Genomic DNA, 22,025 nt, shown 5'->3' with positions numbered 1-22,025 from the left:
TGCGGGATCGGTGACTAAAGAGTGACGGTGAACCGGCGCCCCCGTTCGTCGTTGTGGGCGGTTGGCCGTTCCCCCACCGGCCGACCGATCGAAGGGCAGCAGGACATGAGAAACCACGAGCCTGTGTGCGTCGTGCATCCCGGCCGGGAGCAGCTGAGCCTGGGCGGGGTCGAGCAGCACGTACGGGTCGTCTACGTCGAGCCTTCGCGACCGCTGCCCGAGGCGGTGTCCGGCCTGCGGTGCCACCCGGTGATCCTGCTGGGCCACGCGGCGGCCGGCCCGGTCGTCCTGCGGTTCGCCCTCGAAAACCCGGCCATGGTGGCCGGGCTGGTGCTCTACTCACCGGCCGCCGACGACGAGGACCTGACCGCCCTGAGCGTGCCGACGCTGATCGTCACCGGCGCCCACGACGCCATCTGCAGCCCGTCGCGAGCGGCCCGGCTGCACGGCCGGATCAGCGGATCGGCCCTGCTGGTGCTGCCCGACAGCGGCAGCCAGGCACACCTGTCGCAGCCGGTGGCCTTCACCGGCGCGGTCTCCGAGTTCATCGAGCTGGTAATCGACGCCACATAGCGAGAACTGGTCCGACGAGGGCTGGGACGAGGCGGTGGCCGGCGCCTCGCACGTCCTGCACGTGGCCTCGCCCTTCCCGGCCGTCCAGCCCGAGGACGAGAACGACCTGATCATCCCGGCCCGGGAGGGCACGCTGCGGGTTCTGCGGGCGGCGAGCTCTTCGGGTGTACGCCGGGTGGTGCTCACGTCGTCGTTCGCCGCCGTCGGCTACGGCCACGGCTCCAGAGGCAGCCGGCCAGCATACGGGCCACCCTCAGCCCAACAGCGAGACCCCGAAGGCGAACACCTCACCGTCGCGGTAGCGCCGCGTCGCCGGGTCGATAACATGGGTATGGACCAGGGGAGCGCCGGTGGCGGCCGGCTCGACGCGCCAGTAGAACGGGATGCCGGCCCTCGCGTACTGGTCGGCCTTGACGATGCGGTCGGTCGTCTCCGACCCGGGGGAGACCACCTCGACCACCAGAAGCACGTGTGCGGGCCGGGTCGGGGTGACGTCGATGGTCTCGGCCCGATAGACCGTCACGCCGGGGCGGCATTTGTTCAGCGGTTCGTCCTGAAGCCGTACATCGAAGCCGGTGCCGGCATTCCAGTCCGGACCGGTGGCGTCGTCCAGGGCGTTGGCCAGAAGCCGGGCCAGGCGGTTGTGGCGCTTGGAGGCGACCTCCCGCGCGCTCAACCTACCGCGGCGCCGGCGAAGTGCTCCGCCGCGAGGCTGGCGGCGATGAACGACAGGGGCAGATCGGGCTCGACCGCGGCCTGGGCGGCGGCTCGGGCCAGGGACAACGGGAGACGGCCGCAGCGTTCGACGATCTCGGCAGTGGCGGCGGGCTCGGCGGTCACGCGGGCGGGGCCGAGGCGCGAGCGCAGCATGGCGGTGGCCTCGGACGGGGTGGGCAACGGGACCGGGAAGGCGCCGCCGCCCCGGCTGGTGGTGATCACGACGCTGCCCGGCGTGCCGGGTAGCAGGTGTGGGTCGAGCGGGTCGCAATTGTCGAGCAGGAGCAGGATGCGGCGGCCCGTCAGCACGGCCCGCCAGCGGTCGGTCAGTGATTCCAGGTCGTCCGGCAGGTCGCGTGCGGGCTCGCCCAGCGCCGTGAGGAAACCTCGCAGCGCCGGAACCGGCCCGACCCCGCGCAGGTCCGCGTAGAGCTGGCCGTCCGGGCACGACGCGGCCAGCCGGTGGGCCAGGTGGATGGCCAGGGTGGACTTTCCCACCCCTTCCACGCCGTCGATGGCCAGGACCGCCGGGCCGTCGGCTCGCCGGCGCTCGATCTCGGCCAGGGCCGGGCCGGCCAGGCGCGGGACCAGGAACGGGTGGTCCGACGGGAGCTGGGCCGGGCGGACGGCCGGGCGGCGGCGCAGTTTGTCGCGGGCCGCGCGCAGCTCGGCGCCCGGGTCGATGCCGAGTTCGTCGCCGAGGCGTTCGCTGACCGCGTGGAAGATGCCGAGGGCCCGGTCGCGCTGTCCGTCCGCGGCCAGGGCCAGCATCAGGCGGCTCTGCAACGGCTCGTCCAGGGGCTGGGCGCGGGCCACCTCGCGCAGCGCGGGCAGCACCCGCGCCGCCTGACCGGCGCGCAGGGCGGTGTCGGCCGCGTCGCGGGCCGCCTGGGTGCGTTCGGCGTCGACGCTGTCGAACACCGGGCTGGGGCCGAGTCCTTCCGCGCACGGGCCGCGCCACAACGCCAGCGCCCGCAGATAGTGGCCGACCGGATCGTCGGACGTGATCGCCGACGCCACCAGTTCGCGGAACGCGAGCAGGTCGAGGCTGGCCGCGCCGGCCCGCAGCAGATAGCCGTCGCCGACCCGGGACAGCAGCGAGCCGGCCGAGCGGACCGGCAGGTGGGGCTCCATGAGGCGGCGGAGCTGACCGATCGAGCGGTGCAGCACGTTCGCCGCGCTGGCCGGCGGCTCTTCGCCCCAGACCAGCTCGACCAGGTCGTTCTGGCCGAGCACCGAGCCGGCGCGGGCCAGCAGCAGGGCCAGGACCGTGCGCTGACGGCCGGCGCCCGCGTGCAGTTCCCGGTCGCCTTCGCGGAGGCTGACCGGGCCGAGGATCGCGAACCGAATCATGTCCCCAGCCTGTCGGCCGGTGACGGCGAAAACATCAGTACGATGACTGCGCCGCGGCTCCCAGGGCCGCCGCGAGGTGACGGCGGCCACTGACTCCCAGACGGGGATAGATGCGGTAGAGGTGGGCGCCGACCGTGCGGTGCGAGATGAACAGCCGCTGCCCGATCTCGCGGTTGGTCAGGCCCTCGGCGGCCAGCGTGGCGATCTGCATCTCCTGCGCCGACAGCTGGTCGCTCAAATTCTCGTGGCGGCGGCCGCTCGATTCACCGGTGGCGCGCAGCTGGTCACGGGCCAGCTCGGCCCACGGGCGGGCGCCGAGGCGGTCGAACTCGTCGCGGGCGGTGCGCAACGGCACCCGGGCGTCGACCTGGCGGCGCTGCCGGCGCAGCCAGCGGCCGTGGTTGAGGTGCAGCCGGGCCCGGACCAGCTGCACTCCGGACGGCAGCATGGCGAACGAGGCGGCGTAGCGCTCCAAGGCCTCGTCGTCCGGTGCGAGCACAGCGCTCGTGTAGGCGTACGCCGTCGTCATCATCTCCGTCGGCAGGCGGCGGGCCAGCTCGGGCAGCTCCGCCAGCAGTTCCCGGGCCTGCTCCACCGTGCCCGCGGCCAGCGCCGCGTCGGCCAGGTCGGGCGCCACCAGCCAGCGGCTCACCGAGTGGAAGTGCGGGTCGTGACGATCGAAGAGCCGGGCCAGGAGGTCGTACGCCTCCTCGACGCGCCCGCCGAGCAGAGCGAGCAACCCCTCGACCTGCAGCGTGATCGACGACGCGAACGGCATGCCCATCAGCAGGGGGTCGGCCCGCAGCGCGCGCACCATGTCCTCGGCCTCGGCCGGCTCGCCGCGGGTGACCGCGACCAGCCCCGCCACCGACTGCACGCCGAGCAGCACGATCGCCTCGCCGGTCTCCTTGGCCAGCGCCACTCCCTCGGCCGCGTCGGTGCGGGCCTGGTCGAGCTGCCCCAGGTAATAGCGGGGCCAGGCGCCGGCCAGCGAGCGCGCGAGCAGCCCGAGCCGGCCCTGCGCCCGCCAGTTCGTGGCCGCCCGGGCCAACAGCCGGCTGCTGTGGGTGAAGTCGCCGAAGCCCATGGCGCCGCTGCCCAGGTAGTGCACGGCGCGGCCGTCGTGCCGGTCCAGGTCGAGCAGGTTCAGCCGTTCCAGCACGTCCGCGCCGTAGCGGTACGGCTCGGCGTAGGCGCGGACGGCCAGGATCAGCGGATCGTCCGGCCCGGCGTCCCAGCGGTCGGCCACGGCGGCCAGCTCGGCCCGGGTGGTGGCGTCGCCGTCCTGGAAGAAGCATCGTGAGGCGGCCCGCCACAGCAGGTTGTCGGCGACGTCGCGGGCCCCGGCCGCGGCCGCCTCGGACGCCGCGCCCAGCATGTCGTGGATGCGCCGCTGGGGCTCGTCCGGCTCGAAGGCGGCGTTGTCGGACACCAGGAGCAGGCGGGCCCGCTCGACCGGTCCCATCAGGGCCGGATCGGCCCCGGCCAGCAGAGCGCGGGTCCGGCCCCGGTGGCTGAGCTGCCCGGACAGCTCAGCGGCGCGGACCAGAATGCCCGTGCGACGGCGCGGATCCCGTACGAGCGAAGCCGCCTGTTGCAGTGCCGGGACTGCCGCGGCGACCTTGCCGCGCGCCTGGGAGGCGTCGGCGAACTGTTCGAGCCGGCCGGCCAGCTCCTCGTCGGGGCCGATCGTGGCCGCCGCCTGGTGGAAGAGCCGGCGGTCGGTCTGGTCGGCCAGGACGGCGGCCAGCGCGCGGTGGCCGGCCAGCCGATGGGTGACCCGGGCCCGGTTGTAGACGGCCGAGCGCATCAGCGGATGGCGGAACTCGGGGCCGTGGGCGGTGATCGTGATCAGGCCGGCGTCGGCCGCCTCCTGGAGTGCGTCGACGGTGACGATCGACCCGGTGACCTGGGCCGCCGCCTCCAGCAACCGGTCCAGAGGAGCGTTCGGCTCGGCCGCCAGCACGAGCAGCAGCGCGCGGCTGGACGGGCTGATCGAGTCGGTGCGGGCGGCGAACGCCGTCTCGAGGCGCTGCGTCAGCGGCAGGTCGTCGGCGCCGGCCGGCGCGTCGAGGGCGGCCTTGGGCAGCTCGATCAGGGCCAGCGGGTTGCCGGCGGCCCGATCGAGGATCCGGGACCGCAGCTGCGACGGCAGGGCGGGCGCGAGGGTGTCGAGCAGCTCGGCCGAGGCGGCGTCGTCGAGCGGGGCCAGGTGCAGCTCGGGGGTGTAGCCGGCGCCGATCCGCCCGCTGCCGTCGGGCCGGCTGGCGCCGAGCACGAGCAGGGCGTGCCCGTGGGCGCGCCGGGCCACGAAGAGCATCGCGTCCCGGGTGGACGGGTCGATCCACTGGATGTCGTCGGCGGCCACCAGCACCGGATGGCGGGTGGCGGCGTCGGCCAGCAGCTCCAGCACGGCCAGCCCGACCCGGTAGACGTCGGGCTCGGTGTCGTCGGCGCCGAACGCGGAGCGCAGCACCGTCCGGTGCGCGGCCGGCAGCCGGTCGATGTCGCGGATCACGGGCTGGAGCAGCATGTTGAGCGCGGCGAACGGGAACCAGCGCTCGGTCTCGACGCCGGCCGTCCGCAGGACGGTGAAGCCCTGCTCGGCGGCCTCGTCGGCCGCGGCCCGCAGCAGGGCCGTCTTGCCGACCCCGGCCGGGCCGTGGATCAGCAGGGCAGTGCCGTTGCCCGCGATGGCGTCGGCGAGCAGTCCCCGGGTGAGGCGCAGCTCGGCCTCTCTCCCGATCATGCTCGTCACGCCGGTATTTTATGCCCGTCCGTAGATCAGCCGGTGAATCGCCTCGGTGAGATCGTCGACGGCTTCGCGCAGCTCGGCGTCGGTGGCGCCGGCGAGCTGCTCGTATCGGGCGTCGCGGATCGCCGAGATCATCTCGGCCAGCCGGTGGGCCGGGATGGTCGTGGTGGCGGTGCCGGAGGCCTGGTCACGGCGGATCTTCTCGGCCGCGCGCTCGTCGTAGCGCCGCCGGACCCGGCCGACGAAGTCGCGCAGCTCCTCCGACGTGGCCATCGCGGTCGCGGCGCAGGAGAGGATGCCGGCGTTGGCCCGCCAGAGTGTGGCCGACGTCTCCAACTGGGTGCGCAGCAGGTCGCGGGCGGGCCCGTCGGCATCGAACCAGACATGCCCGGCGGCCAGGTCCTGCCCCACGTTCGTCATCAGCGCGGTCAGCACGGCCGTCTTGGTCGGGAAGTAGAAGTAGAAGCTCGTCCGGGAGATGCCGGCGCCGCTCGCGAGGTCGTCGATGGTCACCGACTCGTACGGCCGCTCGGAGAACAGGGCCCGCGCGGCCTCGAGGATCGCCGCCTCGCGGAGATCGCCTTTCGACGGGCCGGTCCGGCGGCGCGTTACCTGACTCATATTTCCGATCATTCCCTATGTGATCATCAACGCCGTGCCGACAAAAATCGACACAGTGTCGATAGCATAGTCGAACGTGACCACACCCGAACGCGTTGCCCGCCCGCGGCTGCTCCTGCTCGCCGCCGCGGCCGCCAGCTTCCTGCTGGCGCTGATCCAGTCCATCCCGGTGCCGGTGCTGCCGCAGATCGCCGCGCAGCTCGGCGCGGACGCCACCACGGTCGGGTGGGTGTCCACGGCGACGCTGCTCGCCGCCTCCTCCTTCACCCCGCTGCTGGGCCGGCTCGGGCACGTCCTCGGCGTCAAGCCGGTCTTCGTCGCCACCCTCGCCGTCACCCTGGCCGGCAGCCTCCTCGCGGCCACGGCGCACGACATCACCTGGCTGATCGTGGCCCGGGTCCTGCAGGGCAGCAGCTTCGCCCTGTTCCCGCTCGGCATCAGCCTGCTGCGCCACGAGCTGCCGCCGGCCAAGCTCACCCACAGCATGGCCATCGTCGCCTCCACGCTCGGCGTCGGCGGCGGTGTCGCGCTGGTCGCGGCCGGACTGCTCACCCAGGGCGACGCCGACTACCGCCGGATCTTCTGGCTCACCGTGGTGATGAGCGCCGTCACCCTGGCCCTCGCGCTGACCCTGCCCAAGCGGGCCGGCGCGGGTGGCCGCGTCGACTACCTCGGCGCCGCGGTCCTCTCGGCCGGGCTGGTCAGCCTCCTGCTGCCGATCTCGCAGGGGCACACCTGGGGCTGGGGCTCGGCCCGGGTCATCATCCTGTTCGCGGCGGCCGTGATCATTCTCGTGGGCTTCTACTTCCTGCAACGCCGTACGGCCGCACCGCTCGTCTCGGTCGAGATGCTGCGCCACCGCCCGATCCTGGTGACCAACCTGGCCGCCATGGCGGTCGGCTTCGCGATGTTCGCGCTCCAGCTCGCGACCAGCTACTTCGTGCAGAGCCCGAGCGCGTACACCGGCTTCGGTTTCAGCGCGACCGTCCTCGAGACCAGCGTCATCTATCTGCTGCCGGGCGCGGCGGCCAGCGTCGTGGTCGGCCCGATCGCCGGCATGCTCGTGGGCAAGGTCGGCCCGCGGATCGTGCTGGCCCTGGCCTGCGGCATCGGCGCGGTCGGCCTGACCTCGCTGGCCTTCCTGCACGACAACAAGGTCGAGACCATCGCGGCGTTCGTCGTCGCCAGCTGCGCCATCGCCATGGCCTACGCGTCGATGCCGGCCCTGCTGGTCAGCCACGTGCAGCCGGCCGAGACGGGCATCGCCAACTCGGTGAACAGCATCATGCGCACGGTCGGCGGCACCATCGGCAGCGCCCTGGTCATCACCATCCTGGCCGGGCAGACGAAGACCGTGGGCACGGCCGCCCTGCCGACCGAGAGCGCGTTCCGGATCAGCTACGCGCTGGGCGCCATCGTCTTCCTCATCGGCGGCGCCCTGGTCCTGCTGTTCATCGACCGCTCCTCGCCGGAGCCGCCCGAGGTGTCGGACATCCGCGCGACGGCCGATCTCGAGGCGGCGCGCGCCTAGCCTGGCGGGATGGATCGTCCCGACTGGAAAGGGCCGCTGGGTGTGGCCTTCGACCACGCGACGGCATATCTGGGCGGGCTGCCGGACCGGCCGGTGCGCCCGACGGCCTCGCTGGAGCAGATGCGAGCAGCGCTCGGCGGGCCGTTGCCGGCCGGGTCGCTGCCACCGGAGAAGGTGGTGGCCGACCTGGTCGCGGCGGCCGCGCCGGGCGTGATGGCGTCGTCGAGCGGGCGGTTCTTCGGCTTCGTGATCGGCGGGGCCACGCCGGCCGCGCTGGCGGCGGACTGGCTCACCTCGACGTGGGACCAGAACGCCGGTCTGTACGTGCTGGGGCCGGCCGCGAGCGTGGTCGAGGAGACGGCGGCGGGGTGGCTGGTCGAGCTGTTCGGGCTGCCGTCGCGGGCCTCGGTCGGATACGTCACCGGTGGGCAGATGGCCAACTTCACGGCCCTGGCCATCGCGGTCCGGGAAGTGCTGCGCCGCGAGGGGTGGGACGTCGACGCGGACGGGCTGTGGGGAGCGCCAAGGGTCCGGGTGATTGTGGGGGAGGGGCGGCACGGCACGATCGACCGGGCCCTGAGACACCTCGGCATGGGTACGAACTCTCTGGTCACGGTGGCGATGGACGATCAGGGGCGTCTCGTGCCGTCGTCGCTGGCGCAAGCGCTCAGGTCCGGTGCGGGGCCGGCGATCGTCTGCGCCCAGGCGGGCAACGTGAACACGGGAGCGGTCGACCCGCTGGCCGAGATCGCCGATCTGGTGGGCGACGCGTGGCTGCACGTGGACGGGGCGTTCGGGTTGTGGGCGGCGGCCAGCCCGTCCCTCCGTCCCCTGGTGGCCGGGATCGAACGGGCCGACTCGTGGGCGACCGACGCGCACAAGTGGCTCAACGTGCCGTACGACTCGGGTCTGGTGATCTGTGCCCATCCGGAGGCGCACCGGGCGGCCATGGGAGTGCGGGCCAGCTATCTCCAGCACGCCGCGTCGGGCGAACGTGACGCCCTGGACTACAACCCGGAGCATTCGCGGCGGGCGCGGGGTTTCGCGGTGTACGCGGCGATGCGCCAGCTGGGCCGCGAGGGCATAGCCGCGCTGGTCGACCGCTCGTGTGCGCTGGCCCGGCGCTTCGCCGAGCGGCTGACGGCCGGGGGCGCGCAGGTGTTGAACGAGGTCGTTCTCAACCAGGTTCTGGTACGCCTCGGCGACGATCACACGACCCAGCAGGCTCTGCGCCGCCTCCAGGAGGAGGGCACGGCCTGGATGAGCGGCACGACCTGGAACGGGGCGGCCGCGATCCGCATCTCGGTGTCGAACTGGTCGACCGACGAGGACGACGTGGACCGCACGGTCGAGGCGATGCTCGCGGCGGCCTGAGGCGGTGGCGGGCCCCGGATCGGGGCTCAGAGGCCGGCGTCGTCCAGGGCTTTCGTGGCCAGCTGGCGCCCGAGCACGACCATGTCGCCGGCGCGGTGGAAGTCCATGACGCGGCAGGCGTTGACCGGCACGGCGATGTGCACGTCGGGCGGGAGCCCGGCCATCCGATAGCGCGCGATCATGTCCTGCATGGCGTCGAGCGAGGAGGCCAGCACATCCGCGATGCGCAGCCCGCCCGGCAGCGGCACCGGATGGGCGGCGTGCGCCCCGGAGGGCACCATCCCGCCGCCGCCCGCGCTCGGTCCGCCTGCGTTCGGCCCACCTGCGCTCGATCCGCCCGCGTTCGGTCCGCCTGCGCTGGACCCGCCCTCGCCGGACTGACCCGGGCTCGAGGCGCGCGGGACCTCGGTCAGGGCCAGCGCTTCCGACATTTCCGAAATGTCGCCCAAAGCGGAAGCGGCCAAGGTGTCGCCGGGGCCGGGGCCGGCACTACTGCCGGTGCCGGGAGCGGCGGCGCCGTTGCGGGTGTGGAAGACCTGGCGGAGGCGGTCGCGCCAGTCCTCGTACCAGTGTGGGGCCGCCGCCGCCCGCACCGGGGACGCCGGCTCGCCCTGAGGTCGCGGCGCCTGCAGGGAGACCGCCACGGTCAGGTCGGCCCCGGACGCCGCCGTCGGCTCGATCGGCACCGGGTTGAGCAGGCCGCCGTCGGCGAGCAGGCGGCCGTTGATGACGACCGGGGTGATCAGGCCGGGGATGGCGATCGAGGCCCGGATGGCCGACCGCAGCAGTCCCCGCTGGAACCACACCTCGCGGCGCGCGTTGATGTCGGTCGCCACCGCCGTGTACGGGATCGGCAGCTTCTCGATCTCGGCGTCGCCCAGGAAGTCGTTCAGGTGGTTGATCAGCCGGTCGGCCGCCATCGCGCCCGGCAGCGCCCACTTCGGGTCGATGAGGCGCAGGATGTCCCGCTGCTTGAGCTTGACCGCCCAGTCCGTGAACTCGTTGAGCCGCCCGGCCGCCATCACCCCGCCGACCAGCGCGCCCATCGACGACCCGGCCACCGAGCACACCTCGAAGCCGCGCTCCTCGAGCACCTGCACGACCCCGATGTGCGCGAAGCCCCGGGCCCCTCCGGACCCCAGCGCCAGCGCGACCCGCCGTCCCCCGGACATTCCCCGATGCTAACGGCACCCCTCGGACGCCCGGCCCGACTCCACGAACGTCCCGGCCGTCCCGCCGAGCGCCGATCCACCCGATCGGTGGGCCGCCGAGGGCCGCGCCCCGGGTAGTTTGTGCCTGGTAGGCATGGCCCCGCGGAGAGGGAGACGTGGCAGACCTGGCGCCGGCCGTAAGGCTCTTCGTGCTCGGCCCCCTGCGCGCGACCGTGAACTATGTGCCCATAAATCGGTCATCCGCCGTGGGCGGCCTCACACCACCGCCCGCCGCGGATCTCGGCGGCCCTCGGCCACGGGCCGTGCTCGCGCGGCTCGCGGTGGCCGGCGGCGAGGTCGTGTCGGCCGACCGGCTCGTCGACGACCTGTGGAGCGGCGCCGACGTGCCGGCCCGTGGCCTCGCCACCCTTCAGGTCCACATCTCCCATCTGCGCCGCGCGCTCGAACCCGGCCGCCCCCGCCGTAGCCCCGCTTCGGTCCTGGTCAGTGCCCCTCCCGGATACGCGCTGCGCCTTCCGCCGGAGGCCGTCGACGCCTGGCACTTCACCGCCCTGGTGCGCCGGGCCGCCACGGCCCCGCCGCCCGGACGGCACGCGCTCCTCACCGAGGCGCTGTCCTGTTGGCAGGGCGAGGCGTACGCCGAAGTGGCCCACGAGCCCTGGGCCGCCCCCGAGGCCGCCCGCCTCGCTGAACTGCGCCTGCTGGCCATCGAGTCCCGAGCCGGGGCCGACCTGGACCTGGGCCGCCCGGCGCTGGTGGTGGCCGAGCTGGAACGCCACGTGCGCGACCACCCCGCCCGCGAAGGCGCGGTCTCCTTGCTGGCGCTCGCCCTCTACCGCAGCGGCCGGCAGGGCGACGCCCTGTCCGTCCTGCGCCGCGCCCGGGATCACCTGGCCGGCGAGCTGGGCGTCGACCCGGGCCCGGAGCTACGGGCCTTGGAGTCCGGCATCCTGTCCCACGCCGCCACCCTCGCCGGCCCGGCTCCCCTGATCATCACACCCGCCGCGACGGAGCCCGCGCCCGCGCCGGACACGGCCCGCGCGGCACCATCGGTCGGCGGAGCGCCGGCGGCGACCGGCGTGGCAGTGGGCGGTTCTCCGGCCGCGTGGGGGAGGGAAGCGGAACTCGCGGCGATCGCCCTGGCCGCCGGGGAGGTGACGCGGGGTGGGGCGCGGGTCGTCCTGGTCGGTGGTGACGCCGGGGCGGGGAAGACGACGCTGGCCGAGGCGGCCGTGGCGGGGCTCGTCGAGGCCGGCTGGCAGGGGCGGTCGGGCCGGTGCCCGGAGGTGGACGGGGCGCCTCCGGGATGGGCGTGGTCGGAGGCGCTCGGTGTCGACCTCCTGCACGCGGACGAGCCGCCCAACCCGTTCCGTCTCGGGCGGTGGATCGCGGCGGAGCTGGCCGGGGCGCGGGCCGTGGTGCTCCTCGACGATGTGCACCGGGCCGACGACCTCACCCTTCAACTCGTACGGCAGGTGGTGGCGCAGGGTACGCAGGTCCTCGTGTTACTGACCTACCGCACGGGCGACCTCGGTGACGAGCTGGAGGCGACGATCGGGGCGCTTCTCTCCGTCACGGCGGCCCACCTCACTCTCGGTGGGCTCGACGCGGGCGCGGTGGCCGAGCTCGCGCGGCGCTACGGGCTCGAGGAAGCGGGGCCGGAGCTGTTGGCGCTGGTCGCGGAGCGTACGGAGGGAAACCCGCTCTTCGTTCGTGAGCTCGCGCGGCTGATCGCGTCCGAGGGGGCTCGGGCGGCCGAGACGGCGGTGCCCAAAGGGGTGCGGGAAGTGCTGCGGCGGCGGGTGGCGCGGCTGCCGGACACGGTGACCAGCGCGTTGCGGCAGGCGGCGGTTCTCGGGCGGGAAGCGGACGTGGACGTGCTGGCCGAGGTCGCCGGACGGGAACCGGACGAGCTGTTCGACGCGCTGGAGACGGCGATCCTGGCCGGGCTGCTCGACGAACCCGTGCCGGGGCGCGTGCGGTTCACCCACGCCCTGGTGCGGGACACCCTCTACGAGGACACCCCGCTGCTGCGGCGGGCCCGGCTGCACAGCCGGGCCCTGGAGGTGCTCGACGGGACGGCCGATGCCGCCACCTTGTCACGCCATGCCGGGGCCGCCGCCAATCCGGCTACGGCGGGTGAGGCCGTTCCGTACGCGATCAACGCGGCGACCGGCGCCGAGCGCGCCGGATCGTGGCGGGAGGCGGCTGCGCAGTGGCGTGAGGCGCTCCGGCTGTACGAGCTGGGCGGCACCCGCGCCACCATGGGGAAGCCCGCGCTGGTGGCGAGAGCGGTGACCGCCCACGCCCGCGCCGGCGACATCGTCCGCGCGCGGGCGATCTATCTGGACGGCGGGGACGACCTCGCCACCCTCATCGCGTGGGACGCCCCGCTGATCTGGACCACGCGCGACGGCCGCGAGCCGTCCGCCGCCAAGGTCGCGGCGATCCGGCGCGAGCTGGCCGGCCGGCATCCCGACGCGGTCCGGGTGCGTCTCATGCTCGCGCTCTTCCGGGAGTGGGAGGGCTACGACGACGCGGCCGCGACCGAGGTGAGCGAGGAGGCGCTGGCTCTGGCCCGCCGCGGGGCAAGGCATGCGGCGACGTCGCACGACGCGGTGGAGCGGGCGACGGCGCCGGGCGGCGCTCGGCTTCTGTGCGCGGCGTTGAACGTCCGGGCGTACGCGGCGCTCGGCCCCGATCTGCGCGACGAGCGCCGGGCCGTGGCCGGGGAGTATCTGGCGACGGCGGTCGCGGCCGGGGAGATCGACCACGAGGCGGTGGCGCACTGGCTGCTCTTCCTCGACTCGGCCGCCCGCACCGATCTCGCCGTCGCGCGGGCCGAGATGGGGCTGGCCGTCGCGCGGTCGACGACCGGGCAGCTCAGCGGGCTGCTCGCGGTCGTCGGGATCTTCGAAGCCCTGCTGGAGTTGCTGGCCGGGCGGATCGGCGCCTCGCAGGAGCGCTACGCCGAGGTCAGCCGCCGCCTCGCCGAGCACGGGGCGCTCAACGGGGCCGCCATGGCCACCGTCGGCCGGATCGGCGCCGGCATGGCGCGCGGCGATCTGGCGCCGCTGCGCGACGAGCTGACCGCGATCGAGGCCGTCTATCCGGGCCGGGTCACCGACGCGCTGGTCCTGGCCCTGCTCGACGCCGGTGACGTCGCCGCCGCCCGGCTGGTCTGGCAGGGCCGGCAGCAGATCGACCGGAACTACTACTGGCTCGGCTTCACCACCCTGCGCGGGCTGGCGGCGGCCCGCCTCGGTGACGAGGAGACCGGCCGCCGGATCGCCGCCGATCTGCTGCCGTTCGCGGGCCGCGTCGCCGGCCTCGACTCCGGCACCCTCTACGCCGGGCCGGTCGACGCCGCGCTGCACGCGCTGACCGGTGACCCGGCGTACGCGGTCTCGTCGGAGGCGCTGATCAGGTCCCTGCGGGGCTGAAGACCAGCCGTTCGCGCTTGCGGAACGTCAACGGGAAGACCTTGATCATGACAGCGACCGGCAGGCCGCCGTCCTTCCTCGCCTCGGCCAGCTCGGCCGGCGTGCTGACGGCCAGGATCCGGGGCACCTCGAACGTCATCTTGGCGCCCCGCTTCCGGATCGACGCCTCGACCCGGTTCCACTCGTCGTCCGTGACGTACTGCTTGATCAGTGGCACGATCGTCCGCTCCTCGTCGGCGATGTGCTCGTGCAGGGTGTCGCGGAGGTCCTTCATGTCGGCCGCCAACTCGGCCGGCACGATCCGTACGTCCCGCAACGCCGTCGCGCCGGTGCGAACGCGCGCTAACTTCGGGTCGAGCACCGCGTGGTCGTCGGTGAGCTCGGTGAGGTCCACATGGGCCCCGGCCGAACGTTCCAGGACCGGCCACAGCACGTCGTCCTCGGCGCTGTGATGGTGGTGGATGCTGTCGCAGAAGTCGTTCAGGTAATCGGCGATCGCCGTGGCCCGCTTGCGGTCGAGCCGGGTGCCCGAGGTGGCCAGGGAGGCGGTCAGGCCGGCGAGGCGGTCGAGGTCCTTCAGCATGGCGCGGTGGGCCAGCAGAAGCCCGGTCGGTTCGTTGTTCATGCCGGCACCGTGCCCCCGGCCGCCTTCCGCCGGCCTAACGGCCACTTAAAGAGCCGCCGCGCTGCCGTTGTCAGTCATCCGACTCGCCGGCCTTCGAGCGTTCGAGCGCCAGGTCCAGCGCGAGCACGCTGCCCAGGATCAGGAGCGGATCCACACCCTCGGAGACCTGCACCGCGTACGTGTCGCGGATGGTCAGCCAGCGCTTGGAGACGGCGGCCACCTCGCGGCCGTCCTGCTCGATGACGTACTCGTGGTCGAGCAGGTCGCCCTTCATCTCCAGGTCGTCCGGTCCGGGCACGTCGATGGTGAACTTCTCGCGGAACGGGGTGAACAGCTTCTTCCGGACCTCGGCCGCCTTCTCGCCGCCGATCCGGATCTCGTACGTGGGGCGCAGCGCGACGAGATGGCGATGGACCGACGCGACCTCGTCGCCGTTGGTGTCCTCGATGACGACCCGGTTGCGGACGCTGAGGACCTTGCCGTCGACGTGGTAGACCCGGTTGCCGTTCTCGTCCTCGACGTCGAAGTCGTCGCCGATGGAGAAGAAGCGTTCCTTGATCACATACATGTACCAAGTGTGCGGCGCGGCCCGCCGCGGCGAAAGCGGGCCGCGCCACGACTGTTCTTCTACGGCAGGACCCAGCGCTGGTTCGCGCCGGCGAAGCAGTCCCAGATCTGCAGGCGGGTGCCGTTGGCCGAGCTGTTGTTCGACGCGTCCAGGCACTTGTTGCTGCCGGCGTTGAGCAGCGTGCCGTTGGACTGGGCCGTCCAGCGCTGGGCGCCGGTGCCGTTGCAGTCGTAGATCTGCACCAGCGAGCCGTTCGCCGTGCCGGCGGCGTTCACGTCGAGGCACTTGCCCAGGCCGCGGATGGTGCCGTCGGTGCCGATGGTCCAGTTCTGCGCGGTGGTGCCGTTGCAGTCGTACAGCTGAACCGCTGTGCCGTTGGCGCTGCTGGCCGAGGCGATGTCGACGCACTTGCCGGCGATCCCGGTGATGCGGCCCGTGCGGCCCGACGGCGGCGGGGTGGTCGGGCCACCGCCACCCATGACGGTCTCGTAGATGGCGCTGACCAGCGAGTTCGAACCGGTGGCGTCCTGCGACAGCTCCCAGTTCATGATGCCGCCGGCGTTGGCCAGGGCCCACTGGGTCTTGCGCCGGATCGTGGGCAGGCCGTTGTAGCACTCACCGGAGGCGGTGCAGTCGCGGTTGGCGTTGGCCGGGTCCTGGGCGACCAGTTGGGCGTACGTCAAATAACCCGGCCGGCTGTAGAACGGCACGCCCAGCACGGTCTTGGCCTTCGGCAGGCCCCGGTTCTTCCAGAAGTTGGCGCTCGCGATCGACCAGTCGTAGTTCGCGTGCGGGCTGCCGCCGTCGTACGCCATGATGTTGAGCCAGTCGACGTAGCCGAAGACGGCCGGCTGGACGCCGTTGGCGGTGTTGCCCTCGCTGACGACCGCGGCCGTGAGCAGCTTGCCCTCGTTGTGCAGGGCCGTGCTGAGCTGCTGCATCAGCGCCGTGTAGTTGTTGCCGGAGGTGCCCGGGTCGGGGTACTCCCAGTCGATGTCGACACCGTCCAGGTTGTACTGACGGACGGTGTTCATCACGGTGTTGACGAACGTCGTCCGCGTGCCGGAGTTGGCCGCGAGCGACTCGAACGCCGAGTCGTTGCCGTCGTTCCAGCCGCCGATGGCCAGCGAGATCTTGGTGTTGTTCTGGTGCCCGAGGGTGACCAGCTGCTGGAGCTTCGAGGTGTTCTCGATCGGCTGGAGGGTGCCGTTCGCGTTCGGCAGCGCGAACGAGTAGTTGATGTGGGTGAGCTTCGAGTACTGGATGCTCGTGACGCTGCCGGCCCAGGACGGCATGTAGCCGACGCTCTTGAATCCGTTCGGCAGGACGGCGGCCTCCGAGGTGCCCTGCACGGCGAGCGCGGTGATCGTGCCGACCGCGGCGACGGTGAATGCGGCGGCCGAGGCCGCCCACCTGCTTCTTTTCCTGATGGCCATGGGGATGGCGACCCTTCGTGTCCGGCGCGGGGGATGCGCCGTGGGGATGACTACGGGCGGCCAAATCTTAGGAAGGTTAACTAATGATAGTCAATATAGGACTTCATAAAAGTCTCGTTGGTACGTCTCCGGTCCGTTCCGGGGCGGCGCCGAAGCGGCCGGACGGGATCTACTGGGAGGTGTGAGTGATCTTCGTGAGCTGGTGGTTCGGTGGCAGCGCGGCTGGGGTGTCGCCCGGGGGCTGCCCGAGGCGGCTGATCTGGGAGCGGGGCTGCGGGTGCGGTGCGGGCAGCTCGGGCGCGACGTCGAATACTTCGCCCTCGACGGGGCCGCCTCGGTGGCCGGGCTGGCCGGCCTGGTCAAGCGCGAGGACGAGGTCACCTGGCTGACCGTGCCGACCGTGGAGCCGGAGCGGGCCGCCGCGGCCGTCGAGGCGGCCGGGCTGGTCGTGCTCAAGGCCTCCGAGAAGCTCATGGTGACCGAGTTGAGCGAGCAGCCGCGGGTCCCGGTCCCGGCCGGCTATCGGACCGAGACGACGATCGAGGGCCCGGTGGTACGCGTCGAGCTGCTGGACCGCGAGGGCGAGGTGGGCGCCCGCGGAACGATGGGGATCGCCGGCGCCGACGGCATCGCCGACAAGATCCAGACGATGCCCGGCCATCGGCGCCGAGGGCTGGGCAGCGCCGTGATGAGCGCCCTGGCCGAGGTTGCGCCGGCCAAGCACGGGATCCTGGTGGCCAGCGAGGACGGTCAGGCCCTGTACGCGAAGCTCGGCTGGCGCGCGGTGGCCGGCGTGCTGATCGCGGCGCCTCCCGGCGTCAGGTACCCGGACTGACGCCGTACCGCAGAATGGTCTTGAGCCTCTCCCCGGCCGTGCGGCGCGGGTCGCTCAGATAAATTTCGTGGTGCCGCCCGGTCACCTCACGGCCGTGCTCCGCCGCGAACGCGAGCAACCGGTGGATCGCCTCGGTCTCCTCCTTGTACGGGCCCACGTGCAGCACCTGGACGGACGGCCCCTCCTCGAAGGTCTCCAGCCGCACCCCGGGCGCCTCGATCATGTCGGCCGTGGCCCCGGCCGGCTGGAGCAGGATCATGGTCCACTTCCAGCCGCTCCGGTCGCCGAGGCCGTCGCCGACGCCGGTCCACAGCCCCTCCAGCGGTGGCACCGAGTAGACCTCGCCGCGCGCCTTGAACACGGCCCGGATGCGGTAGGCCGTGCGGTAGAGGCGCTGCACCGCGTCCTCATAGCCGGGGCCGTTGGGATCGCCCGCGCCGTCGACCATCAGATAGGGCAGGGCGGGCACGTCGACGAAGGCCGGCGCGGCCTTCGCGGTGAACAACTCACGGTGGGCTCGCTTCACCGCCTCATCCTCGGCCATCGACCAGGGGGAGAGTCAATGCCGCGATGTTGAGGAGAAGAAACGCGACCGTCACGCGCAGGAACCGGTGCTCGTGGGCGCGCAGATGAAAGCTGATCGCGCCCACGAAGAACAGGACCAGGCCGGTCGCGGCGGCGGCGCCGATCAGCGGCACGCCGGCCAGGCCCAGCAGCAGGCCGAGCACGCCGGCCGCCTTGAGCCCGCCCAGGACCGGCAGCCACGACGCGGGGACGCCGACCCGGGCCGAGTTTCCGGTGGCGAAGCCCGAGCCGGTGAAGTCGGCCACGGCCGCGTAGGCGTTCGCGGCGGCGGCGACCAGGACGACGAGGACGACGATCATCCGGCGACCGCGGCCACCGCGTCGAGGATCGCGCCGGCCACCTCGGCCGGCCGGGAGACGCCGACGGAGTGCGAGGCGCCGGGGACCTCGCGGACGCCCTTGGCGCCGGCGCGGTCGGCCATGAAACGGTGCAGGGCCGGGGGAATCGTGACGTCGGCGTCGCCGAAGACGAACCAGGACGGCAGCGAGCGCCACGCCGGCGTCGGCGACGGCAGGCCCGCGGTCAGGGCCGACCGCGTGATCGGGCGCTGGGTCGCGGCCATCGCGGCGGCCGTCGCCGCGGGCAGGTCGGCGGCGATCCGGTCGTGGAACGCCTCCGGCCGGACGGTGTGCTCGGTGCCGCCGGCGGTCAGCGTGCACGAGGTCAGCGCCGGTTCCAGGGCGCGGCCGGGGAACTTGGCGGTCAGGCCGAGCGCCGACTCGCCCTGGTCCGGGGCGAAGGCCGCGACATAGACGAGCGCGGCCGCGGCGGGCAGCCGGGTGGCGGCCTCGGTGACCACCATGCCGCCGTACGACTGCGCGGCCAGCACCACCGGCGTGCCGAGGGAGGCCACCACGTCGCGGACGTAGGCGGCGTCGCCCGGCAGGCCGCGCAGCGGGTTGGCCACGGCGGCCACCGGCACGTCCCGGGCGGTCAGGAGCTCGACGACGCCGTTCCAGCTCGCCGACTCGGCGAAGGCGCCGTGCACGAGGACGACGGTCGGTGTCATGGTCCGGTCCTTTCCGGATAGGAGGCCCGGCGCAGGACGTCGATCGCCGTTCGCACGGCGGTGTCCGCCGCGGGGCTGGAGCGCAGGGCGTTGAGCATCATGAAATGGGGCGGCGCGTCGTCGAAGGTCACGGTCCGCGTCCGTACGCCCGCGGTCGTCAGCCTCTGCCCGAGGGCCGAGGCTTCGTCGTCGTGGCCGCGAGCCACGATGAACGTGTCCGGCGAGGTGCCCGGAAGGGCAAACTCGGGAAGTCCGCGCGGGTAATAAAGCGACTGGTGGCTGAACCGGAAACGGGTCGCCGACAGCACCGCGGCCAGGGCTCCGCCGGTCTCGTCGCCGGCCACGGCGAGCCGCTTGCCGTCCAGCCCCGAGAAACGGCCCCTCTCCCGGATCCATTGCGCCACCGCGTACGTCTGCTCCAGCGCCGCCCAGCACGAGCCGTCGAACTCGGCGAACGCCACCGCGACCGACGCGCCCACCGCGATCTCCCGCACGAGCCGGTCGTGCGTGCCCGAGTTGCCCACCGTGAATCCGCCGCCGTGCAGGTACAGCACGGCCGGCAGCACCCGGACGGCGCCGGGCGGCCGCACCAGGCGTACGGCGACGTCGCCCACCGTCACCCACGACTCGTCGACGTCGGGCCTGGGCACCGGCGCGGCCTGCGACTCCTCTAGCTTCCTGCGGTCCGGATCGAGGGGGACAAGCATCATGCCAGCACAGACAGGGCAGCCGTGGTTCTTGTGACAGAAACTTGGTGATTGCTCCGGCACGGATGACGATGAGCAGGTGACGACGGATCTCGACGATGCCACGGCGGTCTTCCTCGGCGTGCGCCCGCGCCTGTTCGGCATCGCCTATCGCATGCTGGGCAGCGCGAGCGAGGCCGAGGACCTGCTCCAGGAGGTATGGCTGCGCTGGCAGGCCTACGACCGCGACAAGGTCGCCAATCCGGGCGCCTTCCTGGCCACTACCACGACCCGGCTGGCCATCAACGAGCTCCAGTCGGCGCGGGCGCGCCGCGAGACGTACATCGGGCCCTGGTTGCCCGAGCCGGTCGACACGAGCGCCGACCCCTATCTGGGCGCCGAGCGCGGCGAGGCCCTCGAATACGCGACGCTGCTGCTGATGGAGAAGCTCAAACCGAACGAGCGGGCGGCGTACGTGCTCCGGGAGGCCTTCGACTATCCGTACGGCCAGATCGCCGACATCCTCGACACCACCGAGCCCGCCGTGCGCCAGCTGGTCAGCCGCGCCCGCAAGCACCTGGCCGACGAGCGGCGGGCGCCGGTGGCCGCCGCCGAACAGAAGAAGCTGCTGGCCACCTTCCTCGCCGCGTCGCGTTCCGGTGACATGACGGCGCTGGAGAAGCTTCTCGCGCCGGGCGTGCTCAGCCTCTCCGACGGCAACGGCGCCCCCAAGGTCGCCCGCCGGGTGGTCGAGGGCCCGCTGCCGGTGGCCAAGTTCTTCATGGCGCTCTCGGCCTGGATGTGGGAGGGCGCGCGCCTGGAGTGGCTGGAGATGAACGGCCAGACGGCCGTGCTGCTGTGGCTGGCCGACGGCACACCGGCCTATCTGACCGTCAGCGTCACGCCGGAGGGCATCGACGGGGTGTTCTGGCAAATGGTTCCGCAAAAGTTGTCACAAGTGCCGGGCCTGTCCGGTCTTAGGGGGTGACTGCGAGAGAAACAGAGGACCCCATGCGGACGATCCTGGTGGTGGGCGGCGGCTATGCCGGCTTCTACACGGCCTGGAAGCTGGAGAAGAAGCTCCGGCGCGGCGAGGCGAAGGTCGTCGTGGTCGACCCGCGCCCGTACATGACGTACCAGCCCTTCCTCCCGGAGGTCGTGGCCGGCTCCGTCGAGGCCCGGCACGCCGCCGTCTCGATCCGCCGTCACCTCAAGAAGACCAAGATCATTTCGGGTACGGTGGTGAAGGTCGACCACGAGCACAAGACCGCCACGATCCGGCCGGCCGAGGGGCCGGAATTCGCTTTCCCGTACGACATCATCGCCGTGACCGCCGGCGCCGTGACGCGCAAGCTCGACATCGCGGGCGTGGCCGAGCAGGCGATCGGCATGAAGCACGTCGAAGAGGCCGTGGCGATCCGCGACCGGATGCTGACCAACTTCGACCGCGCGTCGACGCTCGAGCCGGGCCCGGAGCGCCGCCGGCTGCTGACCGTCACGTTCGTCGGCGGCGGATTCTCCGGTGTCGAGGGCTTCGGCGAGCTGCTGTCGCTGGCCACCGCGCTGGCCCGGAAGTATCCGGAGCTCGACCCGGCCGAGATCTCGTTCCACCTGGTCGAGGCCCGCGACCGGATCCTGCCCGAGGTGACCGACAAGCCCGGCGAGTGGGTGGTGCGCTCGCTGGAGAAGCGGGGCGCCCACATCCACCTCAACTCGGTGCTCCAGTCGGCCGACGGCGGCCACGTGGTCCTGTCGACGGGCGAGGAGTTCGACTCCGACCTGATCGTGTGGACCGTCGGGAACGCGGTGAGCCCGCTCGTGCGCAACCACACCGACCTGCCGGTCGACGGGCGCGGCATGCTCATGGTCCGGCCCGATCTGCGCGTCGGCACCGATGAGGCGTTCGTGCCGGACGCGTGGGGCGCGGGTGACGACGCCGCCATTCCCGACCTGGCCCTGCCCGGCTCGGCCACCGTGCCGAATGCTCAGCACGCCGTGCGCCAGGGCAAGCTGCTGGCCAGGAACCTGGTGGCCTCGCTGCGCGGGCGGGCGCCGAAGGAGTACCTGCACCACAGCCTCGGTGTCGTGGCCACCCTGGGCCTGGGGCGGGGCATCTTCCAGTGGCGGGGCATCGTCATCAAGGGCTTCCCGGCCTGGGTGATGCACCGCGGCTACCACGTGCTGGCCGTGCCCAGCTGGGAGCGCAAGGTGCGGGTCCTGTTCGTCTGGATCACCGCCGCGCTGTTCGGCCGCGACATCGTCTCGCTGGCCTCGGTGCAGCATCCGCGGCAGGCCTTCGTCACCGGCGGCGAGGTGCCCGCCCTGGCGTCCCCCGAGGCGCCGGCGGCGCTCGAACATGCGCCCTCCGCATGACGACGTCGTGCGCGGGTTTCTAGCCGCCTGCCGGACGGGGGAGATCGCGGCGCTGCGAGCCGCCCTGCACGACGACGCCGTCGCGATGTGCGACGGCGGCGGGGCGGTCCTCGCGGCGCTCAACCCTGTCCGGGGCTCGGAGAACGTGGCGGGGCTCGTCTCCGTGCTCCTGTGCCGCCCCGGCGGCGTCCTGACCGTCGAGTCCGTGAACGGCCGGTCCGGCCTGGCCCTGCGCCGGGCCGGCCGGGCCGAGGCGGTGGTCGCGGCCGAATCCGACGGCGGTCTCGTGTCGGCCCTGTGGATCGTGCTCAACCCGGCGAAGCTGGCCCGGTGGCATGTCACCACAGAACATGGTTGACGATCGGTCGC

20 protein-coding genes and 1 pseudogene are annotated in these 22,025 nt (G+C 72.8%); 9 read left to right on the top strand and 12 right to left on the bottom strand.

From position 1 onward, the window contains the following. Positions 1-105 precede the first annotated feature (105 nt). On the top strand, positions 106-573 hold the full coding sequence (locus ACFY36_RS39875) for an alpha/beta fold hydrolase (protein ID WP_499751091.1): 468 nt from the start codon (positions 106-108) through the stop codon (positions 571-573). 34 nt (positions 574-607) lie between these two features. Continuing rightward, positions 608-772 (top strand): annotated as a pseudogene (locus tag ACFY36_RS39870) (aldehyde reductase); the annotation flags it as partial. A gap of 54 nt (positions 773-826) precedes the next feature. Here ACFY36_RS39870 and ACFY36_RS39865 read toward each other — a convergent pair. The 4 genes from ACFY36_RS39865 to ACFY36_RS39850 are packed head-to-tail and all read right to left on the bottom strand — an operon-like array spanning position 827 to position 6,019. Beyond that, a complete protein-coding gene (locus ACFY36_RS39865) occupies positions 827-1,249 on the bottom strand; it encodes a Uma2 family endonuclease (RefSeq protein ID WP_499751090.1) in 423 nt (140 codons plus the stop codon). Continuing rightward, complete coding sequence (locus ACFY36_RS39860; protein WP_499751089.1) at positions 1,246-2,643, bottom strand: AfsR/SARP family transcriptional regulator; 1,398 nt, start codon at positions 2,641-2,643, stop codon at positions 1,246-1,248. Before ACFY36_RS39860 ends, ACFY36_RS39865 begins: the two co-directional genes overlap by 4 nt. Positions 2,644-2,677: 34 nt before the next feature. After that, entirely contained in the window at positions 2,678-5,392 is a 2,715-nt protein-coding gene (locus tag ACFY36_RS39855; RefSeq protein WP_499751335.1) for an ATP-binding protein, read from the bottom strand. Positions 5,393-5,410: 18 nt separating this feature from the next. Continuing rightward, on the bottom strand, positions 5,411-6,019 hold the full coding sequence (locus ACFY36_RS39850) for a TetR/AcrR family transcriptional regulator (RefSeq protein ID WP_499751088.1): 609 nt from the start codon (positions 6,017-6,019) through the stop codon (positions 5,411-5,413). Positions 6,020-6,095: 76 nt separating this feature from the next. On the opposite strand from ACFY36_RS39850, the gene ACFY36_RS39845 reads away from it, so the two are divergent. Then, positions 6,096-7,550 (top strand): MFS transporter, encoded by a 1,455-nt coding sequence (locus ACFY36_RS39845; RefSeq protein WP_499751087.1) that lies wholly within the window; start codon positions 6,096-6,098, stop codon positions 7,548-7,550. 9 nt (positions 7,551-7,559) lie between these two features. Next, positions 7,560-8,924: a pyridoxal phosphate-dependent decarboxylase family protein gene (locus ACFY36_RS39840; RefSeq protein WP_499751086.1), complete on the top strand. Its 1,365-nt coding sequence runs from the start codon at positions 7,560-7,562 to the stop codon at positions 8,922-8,924. A gap of 26 nt (positions 8,925-8,950) precedes the next feature. Here the strand turns inward: ACFY36_RS39840 and ACFY36_RS39835 are convergent, their stop codons facing one another. Beyond that, positions 8,951-10,096: a patatin-like phospholipase family protein gene (locus ACFY36_RS39835; protein ID WP_499751085.1), complete on the bottom strand. Its 1,146-nt coding sequence runs from the start codon at positions 10,094-10,096 to the stop codon at positions 8,951-8,953. A gap of 155 nt (positions 10,097-10,251) precedes the next feature. On the opposite strand from ACFY36_RS39835, the gene ACFY36_RS39830 reads away from it, so the two are divergent. After that, on the top strand, positions 10,252-13,539 hold the full coding sequence (locus tag ACFY36_RS39830) for an ATP-binding protein (RefSeq protein WP_499751084.1): 3,288 nt from the start codon (positions 10,252-10,254) through the stop codon (positions 13,537-13,539). Here the strand turns inward: ACFY36_RS39830 and ACFY36_RS39825 are convergent. The 3 genes from ACFY36_RS39825 to ACFY36_RS39815 all read right to left on the bottom strand — a co-directional run bounded on the left by ACFY36_RS39825 (position 13,520) and on the right by ACFY36_RS39815 (position 16,168). Continuing rightward, positions 13,520-14,164: a hemerythrin domain-containing protein gene (locus ACFY36_RS39825; protein WP_499751083.1), complete on the bottom strand. Its 645-nt coding sequence runs from the start codon at positions 14,162-14,164 to the stop codon at positions 13,520-13,522. The two genes, ACFY36_RS39830 and ACFY36_RS39825, sit on opposite strands and share 20 nt — an antisense overlap. Positions 14,165-14,234: 70 nt before the next feature. After that, on the bottom strand, positions 14,235-14,732 hold the full coding sequence (locus tag ACFY36_RS39820; RefSeq protein WP_499751082.1) for an LURP-one-related/scramblase family protein: 498 nt from the start codon (positions 14,730-14,732) through the stop codon (positions 14,235-14,237). A gap of 59 nt (positions 14,733-14,791) precedes the next feature. Further along, positions 14,792-16,168 (bottom strand): glycosyl hydrolase family 18 protein, encoded by a 1,377-nt coding sequence (locus tag ACFY36_RS39815; protein WP_499751081.1) that lies wholly within the window; start codon positions 16,166-16,168, stop codon positions 14,792-14,794. A gap of 181 nt (positions 16,169-16,349) precedes the next feature. Here ACFY36_RS39815 and ACFY36_RS39810 point away from each other — a divergent pair, with 181 nt between their 5' ends. Beyond that, positions 16,350-17,003, top strand: coding sequence for a GNAT family N-acetyltransferase (locus ACFY36_RS39810; RefSeq protein ID WP_499751080.1), 654 nt, complete (start codon positions 16,350-16,352; stop codon positions 17,001-17,003). Here the strand turns inward: ACFY36_RS39810 and ACFY36_RS39805 are convergent. The 4 genes from ACFY36_RS39805 to ACFY36_RS39790 are packed head-to-tail and all read right to left on the bottom strand — an operon-like array spanning position 16,987 to position 19,307. Next, positions 16,987-17,529: a GyrI-like domain-containing protein gene (locus tag ACFY36_RS39805; RefSeq protein WP_499751079.1), complete on the bottom strand. Its 543-nt coding sequence runs from the start codon at positions 17,527-17,529 to the stop codon at positions 16,987-16,989. The two genes, ACFY36_RS39810 and ACFY36_RS39805, sit on opposite strands and share 17 nt — an antisense overlap. Before the next feature lie 4 nt (positions 17,530-17,533). Further along, positions 17,534-17,887, bottom strand: coding sequence for a DoxX family protein (locus ACFY36_RS39800; RefSeq protein WP_499751078.1), 354 nt, complete (start codon positions 17,885-17,887; stop codon positions 17,534-17,536). Beyond that, positions 17,884-18,597: an alpha/beta fold hydrolase gene (locus ACFY36_RS39795; RefSeq protein WP_499751077.1), complete on the bottom strand. Its 714-nt coding sequence runs from the start codon at positions 18,595-18,597 to the stop codon at positions 17,884-17,886. The genes ACFY36_RS39800 and ACFY36_RS39795 overlap by 4 nt, the downstream gene beginning before the upstream one ends. Beyond that, a complete protein-coding gene (locus ACFY36_RS39790; protein ID WP_499751076.1) occupies positions 18,594-19,307 on the bottom strand; it encodes an alpha/beta hydrolase in 714 nt (237 codons plus the stop codon). Before ACFY36_RS39790 ends, ACFY36_RS39795 begins: the two co-directional genes overlap by 4 nt. A 76-nt stretch (positions 19,308-19,383) precedes the next feature. Here ACFY36_RS39790 and ACFY36_RS39785 point away from each other — a divergent pair, with 76 nt between their 5' ends. Genes ACFY36_RS39785 through ACFY36_RS39775 form a run of 3 tightly spaced genes read left to right on the top strand, consistent with a single transcriptional unit; the run spans position 19,384 to position 22,014 of the window. After that, complete coding sequence (locus ACFY36_RS39785; protein ID WP_499751075.1) at positions 19,384-20,271, top strand: sigma-70 family RNA polymerase sigma factor; 888 nt, start codon at positions 19,384-19,386, stop codon at positions 20,269-20,271. A gap of 23 nt (positions 20,272-20,294) precedes the next feature. Next, positions 20,295-21,656, top strand: a complete 1,362-nt coding sequence (locus tag ACFY36_RS39780; RefSeq protein WP_499751074.1) for an NAD(P)/FAD-dependent oxidoreductase — start codon at positions 20,295-20,297, stop codon at positions 21,654-21,656. After that, entirely contained in the window at positions 21,640-22,014 is a 375-nt protein-coding gene (locus ACFY36_RS39775; RefSeq protein ID WP_499751073.1) for a sigma-70 family RNA polymerase sigma factor family protein, read from the top strand. Before ACFY36_RS39780 ends, ACFY36_RS39775 begins: the two co-directional genes overlap by 17 nt. The last annotated feature ends 11 nt before the right edge of the window (positions 22,015-22,025 follow it).

This window comes from Actinoplanes sp. NPDC000266, from assembly GCF_042899005.1.
GTDB lineage: Bacteria > Actinomycetota > Actinomycetes > Mycobacteriales > Micromonosporaceae > Actinoplanes.
Note: the sequence above shows the minus strand (reverse complement) of the source record. Positions and strands in the feature narration are given on the sequence as shown.

Excerpts from the sequence above, each read along its gene's own strand:
- ACFY36_RS39790 (WP_499751076.1), bottom strand. The coding sequence starts at position 19,307 with ATGATGCTTGTCCCCCTCGATCCGGACCGCAGGAAGCTAGAGGAGTCG.
- ACFY36_RS39875 (WP_499751091.1), top strand. The coding sequence starts at position 106 with ATGAGAAACCACGAGCCTGTGTGCGTCGTGCATCCCGGCCGGGAGCAG.
- ACFY36_RS39825 (WP_499751083.1), bottom strand. The coding sequence starts at position 14,164 with ATGAACAACGAACCGACCGGGCTTCTGCTGGCCCACCGCGCCATGCTG.
- ACFY36_RS39775 (WP_499751073.1), top strand. The coding sequence starts at position 21,640 with ATGCGCCCTCCGCATGACGACGTCGTGCGCGGGTTTCTAGCCGCCTGC.
- ACFY36_RS39820 (WP_499751082.1), bottom strand. The coding sequence starts at position 14,732 with ATGTATGTGATCAAGGAACGCTTCTTCTCCATCGGCGACGACTTCGAC.
- ACFY36_RS39800 (WP_499751078.1), bottom strand. The coding sequence starts at position 17,887 with ATGATCGTCGTCCTCGTCGTCCTGGTCGCCGCCGCCGCGAACGCCTAC.
- ACFY36_RS39860 (WP_499751089.1), bottom strand. The coding sequence starts at position 2,643 with ATGATTCGGTTCGCGATCCTCGGCCCGGTCAGCCTCCGCGAAGGCGAC.
- ACFY36_RS39840 (WP_499751086.1), top strand. The coding sequence starts at position 7,560 with ATGGATCGTCCCGACTGGAAAGGGCCGCTGGGTGTGGCCTTCGACCAC.
- ACFY36_RS39815 (WP_499751081.1), bottom strand. The coding sequence starts at position 16,168 with ATGGCCATCAGGAAAAGAAGCAGGTGGGCGGCCTCGGCCGCCGCATTC.
- ACFY36_RS39855 (WP_499751335.1), bottom strand. The coding sequence starts at position 5,392 with ATGATCGGGAGAGAGGCCGAGCTGCGCCTCACCCGGGGACTGCTCGCC.
- ACFY36_RS39835 (WP_499751085.1), bottom strand. The coding sequence starts at position 10,096 with ATGTCCGGGGGACGGCGGGTCGCGCTGGCGCTGGGGTCCGGAGGGGCC.
- ACFY36_RS39795 (WP_499751077.1), bottom strand. The coding sequence starts at position 18,597 with ATGACACCGACCGTCGTCCTCGTGCACGGCGCCTTCGCCGAGTCGGCG.
- ACFY36_RS39850 (WP_499751088.1), bottom strand. The coding sequence starts at position 6,019 with ATGAGTCAGGTAACGCGCCGCCGGACCGGCCCGTCGAAAGGCGATCTC.
- ACFY36_RS39780 (WP_499751074.1), top strand. The coding sequence starts at position 20,295 with ATGCGGACGATCCTGGTGGTGGGCGGCGGCTATGCCGGCTTCTACACG.